23 protein-coding genes are annotated in these 22,061 nt (G+C 40.9%); 9 read left to right on the top strand and 14 right to left on the bottom strand.

Features of this window, described 5'->3' with window-relative positions; translation table 11 throughout:
• Window positions 1–51 precede the first annotated feature (51 nt).
• Complete coding sequence (locus tag QZ995_RS19910) at window positions 52–390, top strand: DUF5665 domain-containing protein (RefSeq protein ID WP_301810389.1); 339 nt, start codon at window positions 52–54, stop codon at window positions 388–390.
• A gap of 71 nt (window positions 391–461) precedes the next feature.
• On the opposite strand, the gene QZ995_RS19905 is transcribed toward QZ995_RS19910, so the two are convergent.
• The 5 genes from QZ995_RS19905 to typA all read right to left on the bottom strand — a co-directional run bounded on the left by QZ995_RS19905 (window position 462) and on the right by typA (window position 5,819).
• On the bottom strand, window positions 462–1,925 hold the full coding sequence (locus tag QZ995_RS19905) for a hypothetical protein (RefSeq protein WP_301810387.1): 1,464 nt from the start codon (window positions 1,923–1,925) through the stop codon (window positions 462–464).
• Between the two features lie 450 nt (window positions 1,926–2,375).
• Window positions 2,376–2,648, bottom strand: coding sequence for a hypothetical protein (locus tag QZ995_RS19900; RefSeq protein ID WP_301810386.1), 273 nt, complete (start codon window positions 2,646–2,648; stop codon window positions 2,376–2,378).
• On the bottom strand, window positions 2,645–2,983 hold the full coding sequence (locus QZ995_RS19895) for a YlaH-like family protein (RefSeq protein ID WP_301810385.1): 339 nt from the start codon (window positions 2,981–2,983) through the stop codon (window positions 2,645–2,647). Before QZ995_RS19895 ends, QZ995_RS19900 begins: the two co-directional genes overlap by 4 nt.
• Before the next feature lie 20 nt (window positions 2,984–3,003).
• The gene (locus QZ995_RS19890) at window positions 3,004–3,834 is read right to left on the bottom strand and encodes a deoxyribonuclease IV (protein ID WP_301810382.1); all 831 of its coding nucleotides are present in this window, start codon (window positions 3,832–3,834) and stop codon (window positions 3,004–3,006) included.
• Between the two features lie 158 nt (window positions 3,835–3,992).
• Window positions 3,993–5,819, bottom strand: coding sequence for a translational GTPase TypA (gene typA, locus QZ995_RS19885; RefSeq protein WP_301810379.1), 1,827 nt, complete (start codon window positions 5,817–5,819; stop codon window positions 3,993–3,995).
• 194 nt (window positions 5,820–6,013) lie between these two features.
• On the opposite strand from typA, the gene QZ995_RS19880 reads away from it, so the two are divergent.
• The 3 genes from QZ995_RS19880 to QZ995_RS19870 all read left to right on the top strand — a co-directional run bounded on the left by QZ995_RS19880 (window position 6,014) and on the right by QZ995_RS19870 (window position 9,473).
• Window positions 6,014–7,330, top strand: a complete 1,317-nt coding sequence (locus QZ995_RS19880; RefSeq protein WP_301810376.1) for a hypothetical protein — start codon at window positions 6,014–6,016, stop codon at window positions 7,328–7,330.
• 103 nt (window positions 7,331–7,433) lie between these two features.
• The gene (locus QZ995_RS19875) at window positions 7,434–8,621 is read left to right on the top strand and encodes a hypothetical protein (RefSeq protein ID WP_301810374.1); all 1,188 of its coding nucleotides are present in this window, start codon (window positions 7,434–7,436) and stop codon (window positions 8,619–8,621) included.
• A gap of 51 nt (window positions 8,622–8,672) precedes the next feature.
• Window positions 8,673–9,473: a YhcN/YlaJ family sporulation lipoprotein gene (locus tag QZ995_RS19870; protein WP_301810371.1), complete on the top strand. Its 801-nt coding sequence runs from the start codon at window positions 8,673–8,675 to the stop codon at window positions 9,471–9,473.
• Between the two features lie 113 nt (window positions 9,474–9,586).
• Here QZ995_RS19870 and speD read toward each other — a convergent pair whose 3' ends face one another.
• The 4 genes from speD to QZ995_RS19850 form a co-directional block, all read right to left on the bottom strand.
• A complete protein-coding gene (speD, locus tag QZ995_RS19865) occupies window positions 9,587–9,991 on the bottom strand; it encodes an adenosylmethionine decarboxylase (protein ID WP_003336632.1) in 405 nt (134 codons plus the stop codon).
• A gap of 323 nt (window positions 9,992–10,314) precedes the next feature.
• Window positions 10,315–10,911, bottom strand: a complete 597-nt coding sequence (locus QZ995_RS19860; protein ID WP_301810366.1) for a hypothetical protein — start codon at window positions 10,909–10,911, stop codon at window positions 10,315–10,317.
• Between the two features lie 341 nt (window positions 10,912–11,252).
• Window positions 11,253–11,759, bottom strand: coding sequence for a DUF4446 family protein (locus tag QZ995_RS19855; RefSeq protein ID WP_301810364.1), 507 nt, complete (start codon window positions 11,757–11,759; stop codon window positions 11,253–11,255).
• 218 nt (window positions 11,760–11,977) lie between these two features.
• Window positions 11,978–12,580: a hypothetical protein gene (locus QZ995_RS19850; RefSeq protein ID WP_301810361.1), complete on the bottom strand. Its 603-nt coding sequence runs from the start codon at window positions 12,578–12,580 to the stop codon at window positions 11,978–11,980.
• Window positions 12,581–12,985: 405 nt separating this feature from the next.
• Between QZ995_RS19850 and QZ995_RS19845 the strand changes: the two genes are divergently transcribed.
• Entirely contained in the window at window positions 12,986–13,618 is a 633-nt protein-coding gene (locus QZ995_RS19845; protein ID WP_301810359.1) for a YktB family protein, read from the top strand.
• Between the two features lie 105 nt (window positions 13,619–13,723).
• Here the strand turns inward: QZ995_RS19845 and QZ995_RS19840 are convergent, their stop codons facing one another.
• Window positions 13,724–14,707, bottom strand: a complete 984-nt coding sequence (locus tag QZ995_RS19840; RefSeq protein ID WP_301810357.1) for an NAD(P)H-dependent flavin oxidoreductase — start codon at window positions 14,705–14,707, stop codon at window positions 13,724–13,726.
• A gap of 164 nt (window positions 14,708–14,871) precedes the next feature.
• Between QZ995_RS19840 and QZ995_RS19835 the strand changes: the two genes are divergently transcribed.
• A complete protein-coding gene (locus QZ995_RS19835) occupies window positions 14,872–16,344 on the top strand; it encodes an aminotransferase class I/II-fold pyridoxal phosphate-dependent enzyme (RefSeq protein WP_301810356.1) in 1,473 nt (490 codons plus the stop codon).
• A gap of 159 nt (window positions 16,345–16,503) precedes the next feature.
• A complete protein-coding gene (locus QZ995_RS19830) occupies window positions 16,504–17,019 on the top strand; it encodes a hypothetical protein (RefSeq protein ID WP_301810354.1) in 516 nt (171 codons plus the stop codon).
• Between the two features lie 76 nt (window positions 17,020–17,095).
• Here QZ995_RS19830 and QZ995_RS19825 read toward each other — a convergent pair whose 3' ends face one another.
• The 4 genes from QZ995_RS19825 to QZ995_RS19810 all read right to left on the bottom strand — a co-directional run bounded on the left by QZ995_RS19825 (window position 17,096) and on the right by QZ995_RS19810 (window position 20,677).
• Complete coding sequence (locus QZ995_RS19825) at window positions 17,096–19,036, bottom strand: TolB family protein (RefSeq protein WP_301810352.1); 1,941 nt, start codon at window positions 19,034–19,036, stop codon at window positions 17,096–17,098.
• A gap of 179 nt (window positions 19,037–19,215) precedes the next feature.
• The gene (locus QZ995_RS19820) at window positions 19,216–19,338 is read right to left on the bottom strand and encodes a GapA-binding peptide SR1P (protein WP_081476759.1); all 123 of its coding nucleotides are present in this window, start codon (window positions 19,336–19,338) and stop codon (window positions 19,216–19,218) included.
• Window positions 19,339–19,642: 304 nt separating this feature from the next.
• Window positions 19,643–19,939 (bottom strand): DUF3055 domain-containing protein, encoded by a 297-nt coding sequence (locus QZ995_RS19815; protein ID WP_301810346.1) that lies wholly within the window; start codon window positions 19,937–19,939, stop codon window positions 19,643–19,645.
• Window positions 19,940–20,152: 213 nt separating this feature from the next.
• On the bottom strand, window positions 20,153–20,677 hold the full coding sequence (locus QZ995_RS19810) for a MarR family winged helix-turn-helix transcriptional regulator (protein WP_031413398.1): 525 nt from the start codon (window positions 20,675–20,677) through the stop codon (window positions 20,153–20,155).
• 182 nt (window positions 20,678–20,859) lie between these two features.
• Here QZ995_RS19810 and QZ995_RS19805 point away from each other — a divergent pair, with 182 nt between their 5' ends.
• Both QZ995_RS19805 and QZ995_RS19800 read left to right on the top strand, forming a co-directional pair.
• A complete protein-coding gene (locus QZ995_RS19805; RefSeq protein WP_301810342.1) occupies window positions 20,860–21,288 on the top strand; it encodes a DUF1885 family protein in 429 nt (142 codons plus the stop codon).
• Between the two features lie 128 nt (window positions 21,289–21,416).
• Window positions 21,417–22,055, top strand: coding sequence for a glycoside hydrolase family 73 protein (locus QZ995_RS19800; protein ID WP_301810339.1), 639 nt, complete (start codon window positions 21,417–21,419; stop codon window positions 22,053–22,055).
• The last annotated feature ends 6 nt before the right edge of the window (window positions 22,056–22,061 follow it).

Raw genomic sequence — 22,061 nt, 5'->3', positions numbered from 1 at the left:
GCCATATGAAAAAGATACCATTCTTATCATAAACATAAGGAGGAGAGATTTATGAGCACTCCACCCGTTTCCCCCGATCGTCTCGTTCAGGAATTAGAAAAGGCAATAGAGGAATTGCAACAGGTTCGCCAATTGAATGCTACTCTGCACAAGATAGGTCTGTATTTGGAAGATATTCGGTTGGCTGATATCGTTCTTAATTATACGACCCCGCGGCGTTTAATCTGGACCAATTTTGTCGCTGGCTTAGCTAGAGGGTTAGGACTAACTATTGGTACGGCCATTGTTCTAGCGTTGTTAGGTTCTCTGTTATCAAAATTTTTGTCCATTCCTATTATTGGTGATTACATAAGGGAAATTATTGCGTATGTACAATCTTATCATCCATAAATGTTTCCGCTACGTCATAAAGCCAGGACATAGCTTTGCCTGGCTTTTTCTATCTGTTTGGTTCTACTTTATTAGTCTCGCCAACGGCTTTCCCACTTCTCTTTCCAGCTCTTTTGTTTTTCCTGCTCCTTTTCTTTCTTTTTTTGCTCTTTCTCTTGCTTTTTTTGTTCTTTTTGCTGTTCTTTATCATATTGCGGGGTGTCCGTTGACTTTAACTTCGCATAGTTTTTAACCTCTACGTCCTGCTCATACAACAAGTTATCCCCATTATAAAAAGCAACATGCACTGCTGTAACCTTATGATTAGAACCCTTGAACGGGAATTTTAACACATACTCATCGCGATTCCCCTGTTCAATGATAGCTTCCATTTTTTGTTCATGCTTCTTGCCATCCGGGAATGTTACCACTACTTTCATTGAGTCTAAGGCTTGTTTCGGTAATTTCTCCAATTTTTCCCTTAGGTCGTCCCATTTCCCCTTTAAGCGAAGCATCTTATCTTTTTTATCGAAAAAGGCATCCCCCTGCCATTGTTTAAACATATCCCAGACTCCATCCACACCCTTCCAGATATTTATTACCTGAATGGTTTGACGATCAATGAGCCTACCCTTAGAAAAGACCTCCACACTAGCAGAAGACGGAATTGCATCACCTGTTACCGGCATTTGCCATGAGAAGGAACCTACATAGCTCCAGAATTGTTTGATCGGGATTTCTTTCGTTATTCCGTTATACGTAATTTTGACTTGATCAGCGGAGCTCTTTACTTTCCCTTGGAAGGAGATCTCGTTCTTTTGTGAATTATATTTTGCCAGGGAATAAATCAAGGCATTTTCGGTCAGTACAGGTGCTTCTTTAATTCGTAATTTAGCACTTTCCACTAATTTATTCTGCTGATAAGCCTGTAGTGTTAGCAATTCCCCTGCAGATGCTTGCGGCATGCTTACACGAAACGTATGCTTTGAAGAGAATTGAAGCACTTCTACTCTATTTCCTTTTTCAGAAGTGATAACCACCCTCGTTATACCTGGTTGCACCTTGCCAGCGACCGTCGTTATACCGTTTGTCGTTTCTTCCGAGTAGGAATCAAACCCTTTCTCTAACGCTCGTACAGACAGATAAATATGGTCAAAATCTTCTTTGAAAATACTTTGCCACTCATCTCCATACTCTTCAATAACATCCTTGAGCTTTTTCTCAAAGTTCATATTTGGGTCTTTTACGACAACATATATTCGATCCTTATAATCTTTTAGGAGCATCTGCAAAAACAGCTTGTTTTCCTGTTCTAGATTCTCTATGTTATATAAATAATTTTCCCGTACTTGGCCTGCTGGCGTCATATTTTTCGCATGGCTGGATAAAGGCGTCTCTTTATCTGTGGGAGCCGTTGTTTTTGTATCTGAAGTAGCTGAAATAGCTGTGGTAGATGACTTCATTTCGTTGTCAGCGTTAGCCATCATCGGGACGACAGCAAAAAGTACGCCAGCGGACACTACTCCTACCGATAAAGTCATTACTTTTTTATTCATTAAACCTGCCCCTTTGTATATGATCTGTTCACTAGACGGTTCCTGGTCGCGAAAGGTTGCGCAAAGTAAGCCAAAACTTACAGGGAATGGAGAATTATTGGAGTGTCATTCTAAAACTCGGAGTAAATTTCGATGCTAAAGGGAATCATCCCAATCTTGCTTGGTACAATCGTAACTGGTGCTGGACTTAGCTTCGTAAAAACAAAATACAACGATAATGGTTATACAAACCCTTTATGCCTGAGGTGTAACAGGCTTTAAAGACTAGCCCATATCGTATTGGGTACGATTGAGGCATTACGCGATTGATGGTATTAATCGAAAAGCATACATTGAATCTGCCAACAAACAAAAGCTCTGCCGCTGTTAAGCCGGCAGAGCTTTTTTCTAACCTATTCCTTTACCATGATCCTCTTAGTTTTTAAAAGGCTTGCAAGAAAATGACTTCCCTTAATCTGCATATTTAGGTTCATTCTCAATGGCAGTCAACAAAGCGTCTACAGCTTCACGATCAAATGTCATTTCATGCAGCTCGTTATCAATTGTATACGTCACAAGATATCTAGCTTCTTCAATTTGGACCTGAAGTTGATCGATCTTATGATCCTCACGCAAAATCTGCTGAAAAAAAGCCTCTGTATCGCTTGCAGAACGATCGTTTTTTCGAAAATCCATGACGACTTTAATTTGCAGCCAGTTAAACAAGGCATCCGCAAGTCTCATGATTTTGCCTCTGTATCACGAGTACCCTTGGTTCTCGTACGTAATTTGACAATGGTCAGAATAATAATAGCTACAAATAATCCACCACGCACCGGTAGTTGTGTATCTAGGATGGCAAAAATAACAGAACCGAGCAAGAGCAGGATAATCAATAGAGCCGTTTTTAGTATAGGCATGCGTATCTTTTCTGCAAATCCCAGATAATAAACAAGTAATAAGTACACAAAAATGATCCAATAACGTTGCAAATCAGCCCACATAAAAAAATGATCATACCATGTTAATACCTCGGGATTTGCAGGGTCATAAATGGACGCTAGCTCTAATAACTCCATTCTCTACCTCTCCTTTATTTTTATCCTTTTAGATCGCGAACGTAAACCATTTCCTTAGCGTATTCCTGTTCATCATCGACTGGTGTTTCAAGAACAACAGGTAAATGCTGCAATTTCTCAGAGCGTAAGAATTTTGCTAATGCATCGCTGCCAATTTCACCTTTTCCAATCTTTTCGTGTCTGTCTTTTCGACTACCATAAGGAACTTTACTATCATTAAAATGGATGCAAACTAGATGATCCAAATATCCAGTCTGCTCCATATCCTCCAATAATTTATCAAAGGATTCTTCATTCCATTGTCCTGCAGCAAAAGCATGACATGTATCAAAGCAATATCCAATTTTCTCTGGATGTTTCGTTGCTTTGCGAATTTCAACTAACGCCTGAATGGTTAAACCAAGCTCGGTACCTTGTCCAGCCGTATTTTCCAGTAAAAGCTTCACGGGGCCATTGTATTGCTCTAGAATTAAATCGAGCGTTTCCACCATCCGCTTGGTACCATATTCCTCGCCTTCTCCCACATGCTTACCGCAATGAACTACTGCACCAACAGCACCGTACGCTTCAGCAATGTGCAAATCCTCAACGATGGAGCGAATTGTTACTTCCTGTAAATCCTCTTTCGGTGTTGAGAGATTTGTAATGTAAGGCGTATGGCACACCAGTGTAATGTCATGCTTGGTCATAATTTCTACGCCTCTATTTGCATCTTTGTGGTCAATTTTTTTAGGTTTAAGACCCCGTGGGTTCTTCGTGAACACCTGAAAGGATTCTGCTCCCAGATGAACAGCTTGCATAGCAGCCTTTTCTAATCCTTTTGCTACACTAATATGACATCCAATTTTCAATCTATTTCACCTCGTGGTTTTCTTGTCTATGAGCTTTATGTCTAACATGTCTACTGTAGCAATCTTTGCTTGCCTAGTCAAAAGAAAAGCCGCCTTGGAGTGCTTCCAAAACGGCTGTTTTTCCCTCATTTATTTATACGCTAGCAAAACGAAACTTTTTATTCAAAGCGTCTTGTTTTGTTATAACGTTCACGATCCGACTTGTTCAAGTATTTTTTACGTAGGCGAACGGATTGAGGTGTTACTTCACATAGTTCGTCATCGTTTAAGTACTCAAGTGCTTCTTCCAACGATAGGATACGCGGAGTTTTCATTTTAACCGTTTCATCCTTGTTAGCAGAACGAACGTTGGTAGCGTGCTTTTCCTTGATGACGTTAACAGTCAAGTCATTATCACGGCTATGTTCTCCAACAATCATACCCTCATACACATCAGTACCTGGGTGGATAAACATGACGCCACGATCTTCTACTGACATTAAGCCGTATGTGCTTGCAGTACCCGTATCATTTGAAATCAATACACCTGCACGGCGGCCACCTACGATACCAGGTACAACTGGGCGGTAGCTATCAAAGGAGTGATTCAAGATACCGTAACCACGTGTAATGGTCATGAACTCGGTACGATAACCGATCAATCCGCGAGAAGGAATTAGGAATTCCAAGCGAACTTGTCCAAAACCATTGTTGATCATGTTCACCATTTCAGCTTTACGAGCTCCCAATGTTTCCATTACAGGACCTGTGTGCTCTTCCGGAACATCAATGATAAGGCGCTCAGTTGGTTCCATTTTCACACCATCAATTTCACGGATAATTACTTCTGGTTTGGAAACTCCTAGCTCGTAGCCTTCTCGACGCATGTTTTCAACCAATATAGACAAGTGCAATTCACCTCGTCCGGAAACAATGAAGGCATCTGCTGAATCAGATTCTTCAACACGCAAGGATACGTCTGTTTCAAGCTCAGCCATTAGGCGGTCACGCAGCTTACGAGAGGTAACGTGCTTTCCTTCTTTACCAGCAAATGGACTGTTGTTAACCAAGAAGGTCATTTGCAGTGTAGGTTCATCAATTTTCAATAATGGCAATGGATCTGGCTTATCAGCGTTGCAAACCGTTTCCCCTACGTTAATATCCTCTAAACCAGCAACAGCAATAATATCACCTGCACGTGCTGTTTTTTGTTCCACACGGTTCAGACCTTGGAAACCAAACAGCTTCTGTACACGCATTCTCTTGATGCTGCCGTCACGTTTTACAACGGATACTTGGTCATTTAGATTGATAACACCACGATAAACGCGACCAATCCCAATGCGACCTAGGAAGTCGTTATAATCAAGCATTGTTACTTGGAATTGTAATGGCTCCTCTTCATTTGCTTCAGGAGCTGGAATGCCTTCAATAATGGTTTCAAATAATGGTTTTAAGTCTTCTGATAAGTTATCCGGCTCTTTACCGGCAATTCCTTTAATACCAGAAGCAAATACGATTGGGAAGTCCAATTGCTCTTCTGTAGCATCTAGATCAATAAATAGATCATAGACTTCGTTGATTACTTCTTGTGGACGAGCGTTATCACGGTCGATCTTGTTCACGACAACAATCGGCGTCACATTTGCTTCTAATGCTTTACGTAAAACGAAACGAGTTTGTGGCATGCAACCTTCAAAAGCATCAACAATCAACAAAACACCATCTACCATGCTCATGATACGCTCTACCTCTCCACCGAAATCGGCGTGACCAGGCGTGTCCAGAATGTTAATGGTGTAATCCATATATTTTACAGATGTGGTTTTCGCTAAGATTGTAATTCCACGTTCACGTTCTAGATCGTTGGAATCCATCATACGCTCAGCCACATGTTGGTTGCTACGGAATGTACCGGACTGAATTAGAAGTTTGTCAACCAGTGTCGTTTTCCCGTGGTCAACGTGGGCAATAATTGCGATATTACGAATATCAAGGCGTTTCATAAGTTCCTCCTCGTCTTTGCATACACTCCATAATAACAGGTAATAGGCTTATTTTACAATCTATAAAATGTGGAGAAATACCCGATTCTTGTCGAGAACTTTCGCTATTTCCTCCGTCATGCTTTGCCATATCTTGACTGCGGTCCATGTTACACTCAACGAAATGGCTCTATAGCACGGAAGGAGGATTTGATATGCCCCATGCCACCGATCCATTTGTCCTATCGCCCACCTTATCATCCATTTGTTCAAGTTTATTACGGCTTGCTGATCAATTTGGCTTACTGCTGACTATTCACATCACCGAATGTCAGTCTCAGACCTTCTCCTGGAGCGATGGACTTGCTGACTCTCAACAATCCTGCATGCATAGTATTTTACGTGTAACACTCTGGTCAACAAAAAAAGAGATGGGACAAGCCACCATCTTTCACCTAACCGAATCAGCTGCAATTGCCGCCTTTCATCAAGCGCGTAATAACCTTGTCTTACATGAGAATAGATGGAAAGTCTTCCAAAGGTTTTGCGAACATGAAAAACAGCTCCCTCCCCCAACTACTTTAGAGATGTTAGGTGAATTTCATGACTGGGATTTTCTGATCAGTAAAATGGGCTTGGAGCATAAACGATTTTTCCAAGAAAAAATACCGAACATGTTGCAGTCTCAAATAAAAATCCAGCAAGAGAAGCATTGGCTCTGTCGTAGCGACGGCAGCTTTTATCAGTCGCAATTTTGGCGCGTGACACTAGAATCTACATCTCAAGTAAGGCCTCAAGCTAGATTCATTCAATATCAGGATGGTGCCACCTTTTTTGAACAATGGCATCCTACTATGAACGCGCTTATAACAAATTTGTATGCCCAACTGGCTAATCGGCTCTCCATTTCTCAGATCAAGCATAGAGAACAACAGAAAAGAGCAGCCCCATCTCCATTAAATGTCTCCCAGCTTTTCTGGGTTGATACCGAAATTTTTGCAGGTCTTTTGCGACTCTACTTGCAAAAGCCTTTTCATAGACGACAATTATTACACGCAGCATCGCAATTACGACTTACTTCGTTGGAAGGCCATAAGAGTTATCAACCCTTTCATTCCATTGGAACCTTATACCCCTCTATCTGCATATTAGAGGAGTCTGCCATTGATTTGGACGGGCCAGAGGACTTAACAGGGGCCCATCTCCTCTATTCCTTACCAACGCTGTTATCAGAGGACGAAATTTCTTCGCCGCCACTTCTTCACATGGATGGAAAACTTCCTTCCCTTATATTGAGCGGTTATCAGCATCTATATCACAGCGAACAAATGGACTGTTATTTTTTATTAGTGCGAGACTGCCGTCATCCTACCGGTTTTAGGCAGATGCATACTGGTTGGATTCATGGCCGAATAAGTAAGATTTTTTCTTCCATTATTTGCGGATGGGGAGCGAATTGTACAGTAACCGAGCCACATTCCACTGCATTTTGTGTAACAGCTCCCGCCTATCTGTTAATTGAGCTAGGATAAAAAAGGTACATTTTTCACCTACTTCATCTTACCGTTTTTTAGTCGTGAATGAAGTGGATTTTCCGTTACATTTGTTTAAAAATTCAGTAAAGGAGGCTTTTGATTGAACAGCTCCCTAATTTTTCATGAAGAATTGGCTACTGATGTAATCAATGCATTCCAAGAGAAGCTACTGGATGCTTTAGCCAATCCTTCCAAAGGCTTAGCTGCTTTTCGCTTTTATTTGGAAGAAGAGCACCTTCTTCGCTCTACCATTCACAACCAGTTATCATATCAGGGAGAGCTTGGCTTGATTTGGCAAGATGGGAGCATCTCCTTACACGCTATTACCCCGACTTTATTGCAGCAGCCAGAACTGCCTTTAGCAAACTGGGCTTCTTGCCGTTTTTTTCATTCTGATCATCGATACCTGGTTCCACGCAATATGAGTTATGGATCTCCCCGTATATTTGACCGCTCCTTAGCAGATCATGTCAGCAACCATTCATTACCTGAACTTCCTGAGAGTTTTACAGCAACTATTTCTATGCATAAACGCACCTATGCTGATTCAAGGAAGGTCCAAATTTTCGAGCAAGAAACCCGTTTATACCTGAAGCCTTTATTCACCAGTCCTTTTTCCTATGAATTCCGTAGGCTACCCGCCAAGACCGCTTGGGAATATATGCAAACAGAAGCGCTCTGGTTTGCTAGCTTTAATCCTTTGCAGATTTCATTTTTCATCCCAACAGAGCAAACGATTTGCTTGTTAAGCCCTCACGCCTTGCAGGATTTGTTACTCCCTTGTTTCTTATCACAAGATTTCCAAATAGCGTATCAGCAAAAAACAGCTCCTTCTCCCACATTAAAAGCTTGGTATGATCCAAAGCGCCGTTCAGGTGTAGGGAGTCATCGTTTTGATCGGAGGGGTAGTCCTCTCTACAGCTTTAATCTTGGTAAACACAACCCCTATCCGCTCCCTGATCTGCCAGAACAGGAGATAGCACTTGGCTTAGTAGCACAAACAAATAAACGAGTAAGCTTTCGACCTTGGTTACAAAGCCAGGCAGAAGTGTTGTTTATCCCTGCAATAGAGCTTCCTGATGATTACCAGCCATTACAGGAAGACCAGCTTTTTTGCCCACAGGCTACTCTGTTTTGTTATGGCAAGCCAGTTCTGCAAACCGCCTTGCTACTGCCAGTATCGTGTCCTAGACTAATTTCATCCAAAAACCTAACTTCTGTTTATAAACCCCTTTGGGATGTACCTGGACTGGCCTTTCCTGCTCTTTCCTTGGAGTGCACTTCCTAAGTAATTCGGTCGCCTTCTGCTAACACTACCTAATGGAGGTGGCCAATAAACATGAAAAAAATCCTGTATACAGCTTCATGTCTTATACTGTTAACAGCGGTTACTGCTTGCGGAACTGCTCCAAAACAAGGGACTCAAACCCAATCTTACAGAACGAATGGTTATGGAACGTTAGGTACTGGTAACAACACTGGCTATGGCATGAATGGCTATGGAACGTTAGGTACCGGTAACAACACTGGCTATGGCATGAATGGTTTTGGAACGTTAGGTACTGGTAATTACAATGGCTATGGCATGAATGGTTTTGGAACAAATGGTTATGGTATTAACAACTATGGCTACAACGGCTATGGCTTTAATGAATTCGGTAGAGCCACTTATCCGTACACGGGCTTTTACCAATCTGCAGACACACGTATGCGTGGTTACGCAAACAATGGGTACCGCTCTCTTACGTCTCCAAATCATGCCTATAACCGTGAGCTTGCTGATCGCATGACAGCATCTGCTAAGAAGGTTAAGGGCGTTCAATCGGCTACCACCGTTGTCTATGGAAATGAAGCTGTTGTCGGTATTGAACTGAAGGATAATAAAAATCGCAATACCATTGAACGTGAGGTAAACGATGCTGTTGTGAAAGCAGCTCCTTATCATCGTGTTTATGTTACATCCGACTCCAAGATGGTACCGCGTGTAAAAGGCATCGACAACAACTATCGCTCGTCCTCGTCAAACTCGAATATGATGAGTGGCCCAAACACCGTAACAGGCAATCTCGCTAATGTCGGTAGCGATTTTGGCGCGCTTGTGACTGATCTTGGACGTACCGTAACTGCTCCATTCCGGTAATGAAGACAAAAACAGGGTGACGTGTTCGTCTACCCTGTTTTTGTGTAAATAAAAATGAGACGTCTGCCACTAGCTAGACGCCTCTGCTTGTTTGTGTTCGATAATGGATTGTCTTATGCGTTAGTCGTTGCAGAAAGCTTCATTTCTGGTTCCACAACTTCTAATTCACCTAAACCACGAATTAGTTTTTTAGCAAAGACTTTCTCCGGTTTTAATACAGAAACCATGTAATCAATGGCAACCTGCGGATCCACTGTCTCCCCGCATGTGTAGCAATCCAAAGCGGCAAATCCGCGCTCTGGGTAGGTGTGGATGGAAAGATGACTTTCCGACAAAAGAACCAATACAGTTGCTCCTTGAGGTGCAAATTGTTTAGACTGTACACTTAGAACAGTCGCACCGCATGCTTCTGCTGCTTCTACCATTTGTTTTTTCAAGAAATCTGCATCGTTTAGTAAATCAAATTGTACTCCCCATGTGTCAATGGCAACGTGTCTTCCGAAAGTAGAATATTCCATTCTTCCGGTTCCCCCTTCCTAGCATGTGTGATAATGAAACATCGCTAGGACCTGCGTCATTCACTAACGGGGGCGGGTCTTTGGTCCACCCTTTGAAGTGAATCCTGGTTCCTAATCTAGTTTTTCCAACGAGATTTAAATTATCATGGTTCTGAGAAAAATACAATACTTTTTTAAAAATAAATTTCTGGAAATACCAAATTTTTTCACAAATAATCCCAAACAAATATCAAAAAATCCTGATCTCACAAAGCCCATAGGCAATATCAGCGGTCATTTTATACAAAAAAACGGGCACCAGCAGTGCCCTTTTTTGATTCCTTTTATGCTTCTAATACAAACAAACGATGTGAAACAGCAGATAACTTTTGATCAATTGCTGAAACCGTGTCTGGCTTGTGTATTCCTACCCAATTACGAAGATCTAGGAGACGATCCGTCTCTTCGCGCAACAGGGTAATTTCTTGTTCACTGGACGTTTGTGCGTATAGATGTTGCAATTCCTTGGCGTAGTTTGCGCCGTCCTGCTCAAAGATGATGGACTCTTCGGTGTCATTTACTTCTTCAATCTTTGTCACTGAACCTTCGTCATAATGATAAATAATCGTGAAGTTTTCGTAAATTCGGTGCACAACAGCGTGACCCCTGAAGGCTTTCATAGCTTTTCGCATCACGTTGGCAAGACTGATATCTTTGATTGTATAGGAACTGTCGCAAATAAAGTGATTTTCAAATTTCTGGAAGGCAAGATGTATTTCGGAACTACCATCCACAATGACGATGTCACGATCCCCATTTTCAAATATTTGTTCCATTAAGAGAACTCTTTCCTTTGCAAAGAGTTGAACAAATTGATTTAATTCCTGCTCTGTCATGGTAAAAAAGGCGTTTGCGTAATTTGTAGCTAAACGCTGTGCCATACAAATCTCCCCAATTCATTGTTTTTCCTAAATACCAATCGGCTACGTATGTGTATCTGGTTGGTTGACTGGTAATGCGGAAAAGGGAGCTAAGTATCCACAAAAGATCGCTGTAGAACCTGACCTTGCCGCCCCGTGAGTTTAAACTCAAAATGGGTAATGAAGGCGGATCACCTACTTTTATCTTTATACACTTCTCTATTCTTTATTATACACAAAACAAAAATAAAAATCCTGCTTAATAAACACAGGATTCTAAAGAAAACAGCGATTTAGAGAGTTTACAGACGTTTTCATGGAAAAACCTCCTATATTATCACTATCTCGCAGATTTATACAATTTATAGAACGGATACAGAAGAAGTCATCGCTTTTTTAATTACCATCAGCTCTTCTTCTGACAAATGGTAAACCGATGTTCCTTTTTCAATCGGCTTCGCATACGTCCGTGATTCTTCTCGACCATAAATACTGGTAATCACTACCCCGTTTTGTTGTTCATCCAAAAATGCCAAGGAAAAACTTAAATCACTTCCCATTTCTCCAAAGGCATTGTACCGATGCACTGCAATACTCCCCGCCTGTGTCGCCATTTTTTGGGACAATCGATTCACTATAAATTGCTGATCACTAAGCTTTCCTTCCCATGCATTCATATCTACAAGCAAGCGATTTACTATTTCTTCTAGGTTGTCTCCCTCGCCTCGAACAAAGAACCGATTCATTCTTTTTCGTAAACGATTGATTTTAGCATGTAAGACGATAATATACACGAGGCTCAGCACTGTAAATCCGCATAATCCCAGAAGAACATACGGTGACTGAATCGCCAGTAAAACTTGCTGCATAGAAATACTTCCTTTCTCGACCAACTTCATATTACCCCATTTTACCGCCAAGCCATTAAGAGATCAATTGCTTGAAACGGTTTCTAGTAAAAAAGTTACACATTTTATGGTACATAACAAGAAAAACGGCCTCTCTTCCTAACGAAGAAGCCGTTTTTCATCTAAACTCCGTGTCTTGAAGGTTCATTCTCACCCTGCCCATTCCATCATGATTTCAGCTATACTTCCAGTAATAACATTTCCTTACGCAGTAATCTTAATTGTGCCTTTGAGCGTTGCATCTGCTCCTTATTTCTGCTTTGCATAGCATCGTATAGGGTTGCTAATTCATAGTCAAGCTCTAGACGCAATACAGGAATTCTTTCTTCTGCATCTCTTCTTTTCAGGGCAGCAATCACTTGGTCCATGGTCACATTACATGCTTTTTCATAGATCACTTTTTTCTCAGCTCCTTTAATCTTAACAATTCGTACAGCTTCACCGTATCTGATGTTTTTTACCAGGATTTGGTGCTCGTTAATGATTTTGACCACTGCATGCCCTTTTGCCTGTTCAATAAACTGATACAATATCATCGCTAGCCTTATGTCTCGAACAGCATAATGATATTCCTCCAGCTTGTAACGTTCTCCGCTTTTAACAAAAACGAGCTGATGTCCGCCACTAGCTGTTGTAATATCCATCCGAATTGAATGAGTTGCTTCTTTGACTCTGACAGATAATCCATTCTGATGAAGCGTATCCAATAATGAAAGGAAGGTAGTTCGGTCAAACCAGACAATGATATTGCTGTACTCTAACTCGTTATAGGTTTTTTTCATACACTTCATCCCCCAAAAATATACTGAATAGTCAGATTATAAATGAGCCCTTGGGAATGGGTTGTATATCCTATTACTGTTCAGCTATTTTTGTTACACTCCCATTCACGTATTTTTGTCTTTTTAAAGAAAAACCAGCGAGAGATGGAATTTATTTCCTTTCTATTGGATACGAATAGGAATGCTGTTTTATTTCTTACTTACCCCATTTTTCGTTCAAGAAACCAAACTAGTTACATTTTGGGAAGGTCCCCGATAGTCTGCTTAACAGTGTGGTATGATATCATATGGAGAGAGATTCGCTTTCTTCACGGCTCTTACGCCCTTTTTGTTTTGTGAGAAAGGAAAGAGGCATTTGCAAATACGTAGAACAAAACGTGCACTCAATTGAAAGGAGTTTTACATATGACTACTTTTTCAGGCTTTCACTCTGAGGATTTTGAGGTATTTTCCATTGAAGGATTAGACGAAAGAATGGAAGGAATCAAAGATCGAATTCGGCCCAAATTAACCTTCCTGGGAGAACATTTTGCTCCTCACCTTGGACTAGCACTGGGAGATGAAATGTTTTACCATGTCGCTAAGCATGCTCGGCGTACAGTTAATCCCCCTAAGGATACATGGGTGGCTTGGGCAAATGACAAGCGCGGATACAAAAAACATCCTCATTTCCAAATTGGATTGTGGGGCACTCATTTGTTTGTTTGGTATGCCCTTATTTATGAGTCTCCGTTTAAACAGGAAATCGGACATAACATGGAAAAGCATTTGAAAAAAATCATGTCCCTTGTGCCGGGATACTTTCATTGGTCACCGGATCACATGCAGCCACATAGTACTTCACAAAATGAGTTAGGTGAAAAAGGACTATTGCAGCTTATTCAACGCCTACAGACGGTAAAAAAAGCTGAAATTCTTTGTGGGATCACAATTGATAAGGATGACCCTATTCTAAGAGATGGTGATTTGCTAATAGCTCGCCTAGAGGAAACATTCCAAGTCCTTACTCGTTTGTACATGTTGAATCGCCATGAATAGAAGCATTTGCTAGGAAGTTCAAGATGCTTTCTATTATCTATATGCAAAAGAACAGGTCCTTTTTCATGTTATTGTAAAGAACCTGTTCTTCTTTTTAATAAAAAATTAACAACATCGCTGTTGCTTCCCTTGAAATACTTTTTGCATATTTGCTTGAAACGCATTGACATCCCCCATTATTCGATCGAACAATTCCTGAACACTGGGAACATCCTGGATTAAGCCGACCACTTGTCCTGCCCAACCAAACCCATGCTCTGCATCCCCCTCGTAAATAAAACGAAGATTGTTTTGACCACTAATATATTCCCGCAAGCCTTCATATCCTACGCCTTGTTTTTCTAGTTCAGAAATATACGCAGAGCCTTTTGTATTTATCACACGGGCAGGAGTACCTAATGAACGTTTAATAACGGTGGTATCATGCTCTGTAGCCTGAATAAGTGCCTGCTTGTAGGCAGCATGTGCATGAACACACTCCTTTGTAGCTATAAACCTAGTCCCCATCTCCACACCCTCTGCTCCTAATGCAAGCGCTGCCAATAATCCACGCCCATCGCCAATCCCACCACTTGCAAGTACAGGTATACTGACCGAATCAACAACACGCGGAACAAGTACAAGGGTTCCAATATCATCCCGTCCTAAATGCCCCCCTCCCTCCTGACCAACTGCCATCACCGCGTCAGCCCCAGCAGCTTCCGCTTTTTGTGCCTGTCTGAGTGTTGACACAAGCACCAAGCGTTTCATATCATGTCCATCCGTTCGGCGAATTAGCGGCTCAGGGTTTCCTCCCGTAATACTGATAACGCCAATCCCTTCTTCTATAGCCACATCCAACATTTCTTCAAATGGCCGATCATGTTGACCAATAGCAAAGTTAACGCCAACAGGCTTTGCTGTCAATGAACGCACCTTTTGAATCTCAGTCCGTAAAGCGTCTGGCGAAGGAAGTGACATAGCTGTTATCTGTCCTAATCCTCCTGCCTCAGAAACCGCTGCTGCTAATTCGGCATATGCCAGATGCGCTAATCCTCCTTGTACAATGGGGTATACTATATTAAGCAATGAGGTAATTCTGGTGTTCATTTTAAATCCCTCCTTTCTTTGTTCTTAAACTTTCTGCTAATAAAGGGATAAATCCTGCCACTATAGGGATTAAGCAAAAAAATACTTGCTTTCCCCCCCTAATTTGCTATACTCAATTTTGTTGTTTTTCAAACAATTATAAAATAAAGTGAGGCGATACGATAATGAAACAGGATAAAACCCCCTTATTTAGCGGATTGGTGGCGCATATAGAGAGGAATCCCATTCAATTTCATATTCCAGGCCACAAAAAAGGAACGGGAATGAATCCTACGTTCCGAGAATTCATTGGAGAGAACGCGTTATCGATTGATTTAATCAATATCGCCCCACTGGATGACTTGCACCATCCTAAAGCAATGATTAAAGAGGCACAGGATTTGGCAGCAGAAGCCTTTGGTGCGGATCATACTTTTTTCTCTGTACAAGGGACAAGCGGTGCGATCATGGCCATGATCATGGCAACTTGCAATCCTGGAGACAAAATTATTTTGCCTCGAAATGTGCATAAATCTGTAACGGCTGCCATTATTTTTGCAGGTGCCATTCCAGTATTTATTCATCCAATCATGGATGAACAGCTAGGGATTGCTCACGGTATTACGCCGAAAGCGGTGCGAAAGGCACTAACTGCACACCCTGATGCGGCTGCTCTATTAGTCATCAATCCAACTTACTTTGGTATCGCGGGAGATTTACAGCAAATCGTAGAAATTGCCCATGAGTATAACATCCCTGTTCTTGTAGATGAAGCTCATGGTGTTCATATACATTTTCATGATGATATGCCATTATCCGCCATGCAGGCAGGCGCAGATATGGCTGCTACCAGCGTTCATAAGCTGGGAGGCTCTCTTACCCAAAGCTCAATTTTAAACGTAAGAGAAGGGCTTGTAGACGTTGACAGGGTGAAAACCATTCTGAGCATGCTAACAACCACTTCTACTTCTTACATTCTACTGGCTTCTCTAGACATGGCTAGACAACACTTGGCTATACACGGAAAGCAAATGATAGAAAAATCCATCCGTCTGGCTAACACTGCTAGAGATGCGATTAACAAAATTCCTCGACTTCGTTGTGTAGGAAAAGAAATACTCGGTATGCCAGCCGAATACGCAATGGACCCGACTAAATTGCTCATTCATGTGCGTAATCTCGGTATTACCGGTTGGGAAGTCGAGAATTGGTTGCGTGAAAAATATAATATTGAGGTTGAGATGAGTGACCTCTACAACATTCTTTGCTTTGTAACAGCAGGGGATACAGAAGAAACGATCGGTACACTCGTAGCTGCCCTGCAGCATTTAGCTGTTGAATTTGCTCATGCACAGCCAAGTGATTTAGTTGAAATTTCACTTCCTGAAATTCCAGTCATCTCTCTGTCTCCTCGTGATGCTTTTTATGCAGAAACGGAAATTGTACCTCTGGAGCATGCAGAAGGCCGTATTATTACAGAATTTATCATGGTGTATCCTCCTGGAATTCCAATTTTATTCCCAGGCGAGGTTATCACTGCAGATAACATTCATTACATCAAAGAAAACCTCCGTGTAGGTTTACCTGTTCAAGGTCCTGAGGATGAAACCATCCAAACCATCAAGGTTGTAAAACGCCAAGCGGCAATACATGAATAACAAATAAAAAGTCCTCTCCTTGCTACTATTGACAGGGAGAGGGCTTTTTTGACAATCATCTGATAAACTTCGAAACTTTTCTAGACTCAATGACGTATAGTAAGTAGATAGATCATACATAAGATACGCCCTACGCCGCCTGAGAAAAGGAGAAATGACATGAACACTACTACCACATCCGCCACTACGAATCCCTATTCCTACCTGTTATGGATTGGGTATCTTATCCTTGCTATTGGCGGCTCTGCCTTATATGGAGCTAGTCTCAGCTTGCATTTTGAACATTGGTCATTTGATCTCGGTGCGTACTGGGTCATCATATCCGCTAGTTGCAGCTGGATTCTTTTATTCGGAACCACCTACCTGATCGGCTATAAAAAAATCAGTCTGCGCTGGCTAATTCAGATTAGTTTGGAGACTGTCGTATATGGGGTTACCGTATTGCTTGCTGCTTCGTTAGTTAACCTAATTGCAAAAGGATTGCACTTTCCAAGTTTACTGATGGTAACTCCCAATATCTTACTTGTTCTCTTCTCCAACATCTTAATGGCCGATCATTATATTGGCGAAATGAAAACGCAGCATTTTTCTGCGCCGTTGTCTCTTTTGCTGTGGCTAACCTTGTTAGATGGGTCCGGCATTTTCTTTTTATACTTTTTCGGTAAAATGTTTTAGTTTTAAGGATAGCAATTTGCTTACTAGAAAAAGGCTGATAGGATATCATATCCTACCAGCCTTTTTGCGTTTCATATTAGTCTTCATCTTTGCCGTAAAAATAATCATCATCGTCATCGTCGTCATCATCATCGTCATCACTAGAACCAAGTACAGATGTATAGAGACCTTCCTCATCATCACGGTCATCCAACCATACTAAACGATTGCCGCCGATTGCGATCTCAGATGGATCAGCGTCGCTGCCAAATGGAGATCTAAAACGATGTTTATCCCTGTCATACATGACATATTTATCTACTGCGTCTCCACCCTTTTCTACTTCAGTCTCATAGAAAATGATATTATTTGAAACGATTGGATTCTCTTGATCGCCTTCTTCTTCATATAGAAGATCCGTACGATTCAGCTTAAAGGAATATACGAAAATGTCCTTGCTCTTTGTATCGCTATTGTAAGCAGACCAAGCTGCAAATTTCTCGCCAAGACCGATTCCTTTTGCACTTTCCGCTTCTTCCTTCATGATGCGGCCGCCATCTACATAATCGTAAATGACAATGTCTTGGTAACGATCGTCCTCTCCGTCAATCAACGCCACAGCCTGATTGTTGATAGCTACACTACGAACGCCAGCTTTGGAATCATGAAGCTCAGAAGTTTTATTCTTTTTCAAATTCGTTAGGTTAACAGTATTCGAACGCTTTCCACCGCTCACCCAAACAAGATGGTCTTTATAAATAGCATACAATCCTTCTACTACGTCAGTTTTCTTCGGCGTAATTTTCGTTGATTCTCCCGTTTCAATATCGTAAGACACCAACGCCCTATCATCATTGTCGTAGTAAACTACATAAGAATCACTTACCACTGGATGCTCAGCTTCGTGTTTTTCTGGAGAGATCGTAATCGTTTTGCGATCTTTTACATTGTACAGCATCACGCGAGACTCTCTTTTGCCTTCCTTCACGAAAGCAACATAGTTTTTGCTAGCTGCCGGCGAAGCCATATTTTTTATGTTTTCGTCCTTACCCAGCGTTTGGCTCTTCTCTTTTTTCGTATCAAACAATTTCAATGTCAAATTATTCGTTTTACCCGTAGCATATAGCACGTAACGTCCGCTCATCACAGGAGGCAATTTACGATTGTAATTGTTGATTTTAACCAAATTATCTTTGTTTGTATCTAAATAATACAATGTGCTTCCTGATCCATATACCAGATAACGTCCGTTAAAATCAAACAGCTCTTCGTCTCCTTTTTCGTGAGTTAGCACCTTGCTTTTACTACTCTCTACTTGTGTTTTTTCGATATTACCGCTTGATTCGTTCAAGTAAACGATGTCATCATCAGAAATGATCGGTTTTGCAGTTTTAGCTTTTCCCCAGTACGTTTTAAATTCTTTAGAAGAACCTAATTTATTTTGATACAGTTCAGCTCTTCCATTACGCTCATCCTGCCAAACAATTTGGTCATCATAAATGGAAGGATGGCTTGCCTTTCCGCCCGTGGATATACGGTATTCCTTGTTATTACTTACTTCAAGCGCATAAATATTTGTTCCGCCATCGCGCTTGTCTTTCCAGGCTACTACACCGTCTTTAAAGGCAATCTCTTCTGGATCAGTTACTCTTGCATTCTGGCTTGTAAGAACCCGTTCTTTATTCTTTTTCAAATCGTACGCATATAATTCATAGCCATTTTTCTCTTCTTGAGCCCACACTACCGTGTTTCCATCAATCCGTGGAGCTACTTTCTTAGAACTATTAGTAGAAATTTTCTTCGTTATACTTTCATCATCTACATCATAAAGCACAACAGAATAATTCTTACCAGATTCCTCTACCCATACAGCATAATCCCCATCAAAGTCCATACCATAGGCAGTGGCTGTAGTATCGCCATTTACTGAAATTTTTTCTTCATCATAATTAGCTGCGAAAACAGGGTTCACACTGCTAAATAATGTCGTCGCCATGGCAAAAACAGCTATCCATCGCTGAAAGCTCTTCTTCCTCATACTGTAACTCCTCTCGACAAAATATTTCCATTATCTCTATCCTTCTTATTATTTATCAATTAAATGGAGAAGTAAATAAAAATCTTTGAAAGAGGGAATGAAAAAGCAAAAAACACACTCATAAAGAGTGTGCTACATAATCAAAGAAATTGATATATTCGAAAATACATCTTCAAAATCTATTCATGTTCGTTATCATGCTGATGGCACGGGCAGTCACATAAACCATAAAGCGTTTTCACCTGTGGTGATTCTAAATGTTCAATGATGTCTCCGCATTTTTGACAAACGATTGTCGTCATGATAAGCCCCCTATGAAATAAGTGTACTCACAAAATAAAGTGAATCAAATTAATGTGTCACATTAGTTGTATAAATGTGTTACATTAATCTTAATACGACATACTTTAACTGTCAATAGGCTAATAAACACAACTTTTATCATTTTTTTCTTTATAATCTCAATTTAAATAACCTTAACGCTTTGAATTAGTATGTCACATTTCAGCAAAGTCATCTTATTTGCCTAACGAAACAGCCCCCTTCAGAAAATGAAGGGGGCTGTCATATTGCCAGTTATATTGCCAGTTAATAACTGGATCTAGGCTAGTATTGATCCTGAAAAGGCATGGACGGTAAGTTATCACGAAAGAATTGAGAGAGCTCCTTTGCTTGGGTAAGACAACTCAATTTAAAGATTTGTTGCAAATGTTTAGGATTTATTGTGTCTTCTGAACTTAGTAACGTTGATTGCCCTGTCTGCATACATACCACCAATGGTTTCCCGAAAAAACGATGTGTATACACGATTCCAAAATCATAACGTGTCGTGTCGGTTGTATAGCCCAGAAAGCGAACCTTGGCATCTTCGTTCACGTCATACAACAATTCCATTGCTTCCATCGCGATACCCTCCCGTCTTGTATAATTTTTTATCTCTTCATCCGACTAGTCATAAACCCTACGATTGCTTAATTAGAATATGAGAAGAAGATAAAAAAATTCCTATCAATCAAGCCCAATTCTTACATGTAAAAAAGCTCACGTTCAAATGTAACCTTTTTTACATCATTTGAAACTTTTATCTTTATATCCCGTACTTATTACAGAGGATATTCATCCGGCAGAGCTTTGATTCTCAGGAAAGCGCTCTTCTCCTTCCTGAATCCATTTCACCTTATCTTCACCGTGCAAGGTTTGAGCAAGGAATAACATGCACTCAAAAAACAGTTCTACTACTACAACAGAGTATCGTTCTTTTAATTTTTCCAAAGCCTCAGTCAAACGGAATAGACTGGGCGTATTTTTCCTACTTTTTTCAATAACCTCGCGACCTGCGCTTGTAGGGTAGACATGAACAACCCTTCCATCAATATCGGATTTTTCAATGCTTACTAATTGTTTTTCCATTAGCTTTTTTATATGAATGACAATAGATGAGGGATGCCAAAACGTCCAATCAGCAATTTGCGTAACACGTACTCCTTCGTAACAGCAAATGATCCACAAAATATTTAATTGTACGGACGAATCCAAATTCGCCGCCTTTGCAGCTCTTTCCCAATCATCTTTGTTCACAACATTGATTGCTCGTAATGTATTTAACGCTTCATGCACCTGTCGTACCGCTGTATCCTTCATTTTCCCATTCCCCCAACTGATTTTTGTCTCTCTACAAGTATAAATTTTCATCATTGTACTATTTTCAGAAAATATAATCAATTGCTTTCCGTATTTTGTGTCCGCTTGCAGAAGCCTAAACTGTAATGCTACACTAAATGTGGAAGAAAATTCGTATTTTTGATATGGGAGTGAACTGATTCGTGAATATGCAATCCGCCTATGTATATCTAGTAGATGGTTCCATCGCCTCCACGGTTACTCTTGAAGATGTCAAAACATTTTTACAAAAATACCGAAATAAAACCAGTAAAACAGGACAACAATTGGATTGGAACTATACAGATGCCTCCTTTCCCTATCATATCGAAGAACCTGCAGAAGGAAAAGACACATTTTTCATTTTAAAGGGCAAAGATCAGAATCTTTATAAATATGTGATCATTGGTGTAGGCACACGTCTAAAAGACAATCAGGAGCGGGCATTCATTCAGGTTAGTATTCCCGACACAGCAACTCAGAACGATAAAAGTAAAGGCAACGAATACAGTCGTTATTTAGCCCGTGAAGTAAAAGGAGAGCTTCATCTATTCAACGGCAGAATTCAATATTTTCAGCCACGCAAGCCTTAAATTTGTATTTTCCAAACAGTCGTCCAAGCAAAATGGCACCCTCCCAATATGATACATAGTGGAGGTGCTTATCTCACTATAAGTACCTTCTTTGACTCCAATATCCGGTCATAAGGAGGTGCTTTTTTATGGAACTCTCTGATTTCATTTCGCTTGTGAGTACACCAGCTCGGCTCGCCTTTGAAAAGTATAATATCTACGCCTCTATAACCATTGCTCAAGCAATTTTGGAATCTGGATTTGGTAACTTTATTCCAAGGGACACTGCTACGGGTCGGACATCCCATAACATTTTTGGCATAAAGGGAGTAGGTCCAGCAGGCTCTGTTCATGTAGAAACCAAAGAATATATTCAAGGCTCCTGGGTTACGAAAACACAAGAATTCAAAGCCTATAATAGCTTTCTTGAATCCATTGAAGACCACTCACAGCTTTTATTAAGTCCTCGCTATCAATCCGTCATTCAAGCAGCTACTCCTTATCAAGCAGCCAAACAGCTGGAACAAGCCGGATATGCTACCGACCCAGACTATGCGGAAAAGCTACAAAATATAATCAAAACCTACAATTTAATCCAGTATGATCAAAAAAAGTCCCCCTCTGAGAATTTTATAGCCGCTTGGAAGCTAGAAATAGGTAAGCGTGCCCTCGCAGAAGGAATCATCACGTCTCCCGAATGGTTGCATGACTTAGATAAGCCTATGCCTGTCTGGGCTGTACTAGCCGTGGCTCTCCGTGTGTATGACAAATGCCGTGAGAATAAATAGACACAC

Origin of the sequence: Brevibacillus laterosporus, assembly GCF_030489605.1 — a bacterium.
Classification (GTDB): Bacteria; Bacillota; Bacilli; order Brevibacillales; family Brevibacillaceae; genus Brevibacillus_B; species Brevibacillus_B laterosporus_E.
Note: the sequence above shows the minus strand (reverse complement) of the source record. Positions and strands in the feature narration are given on the sequence as shown.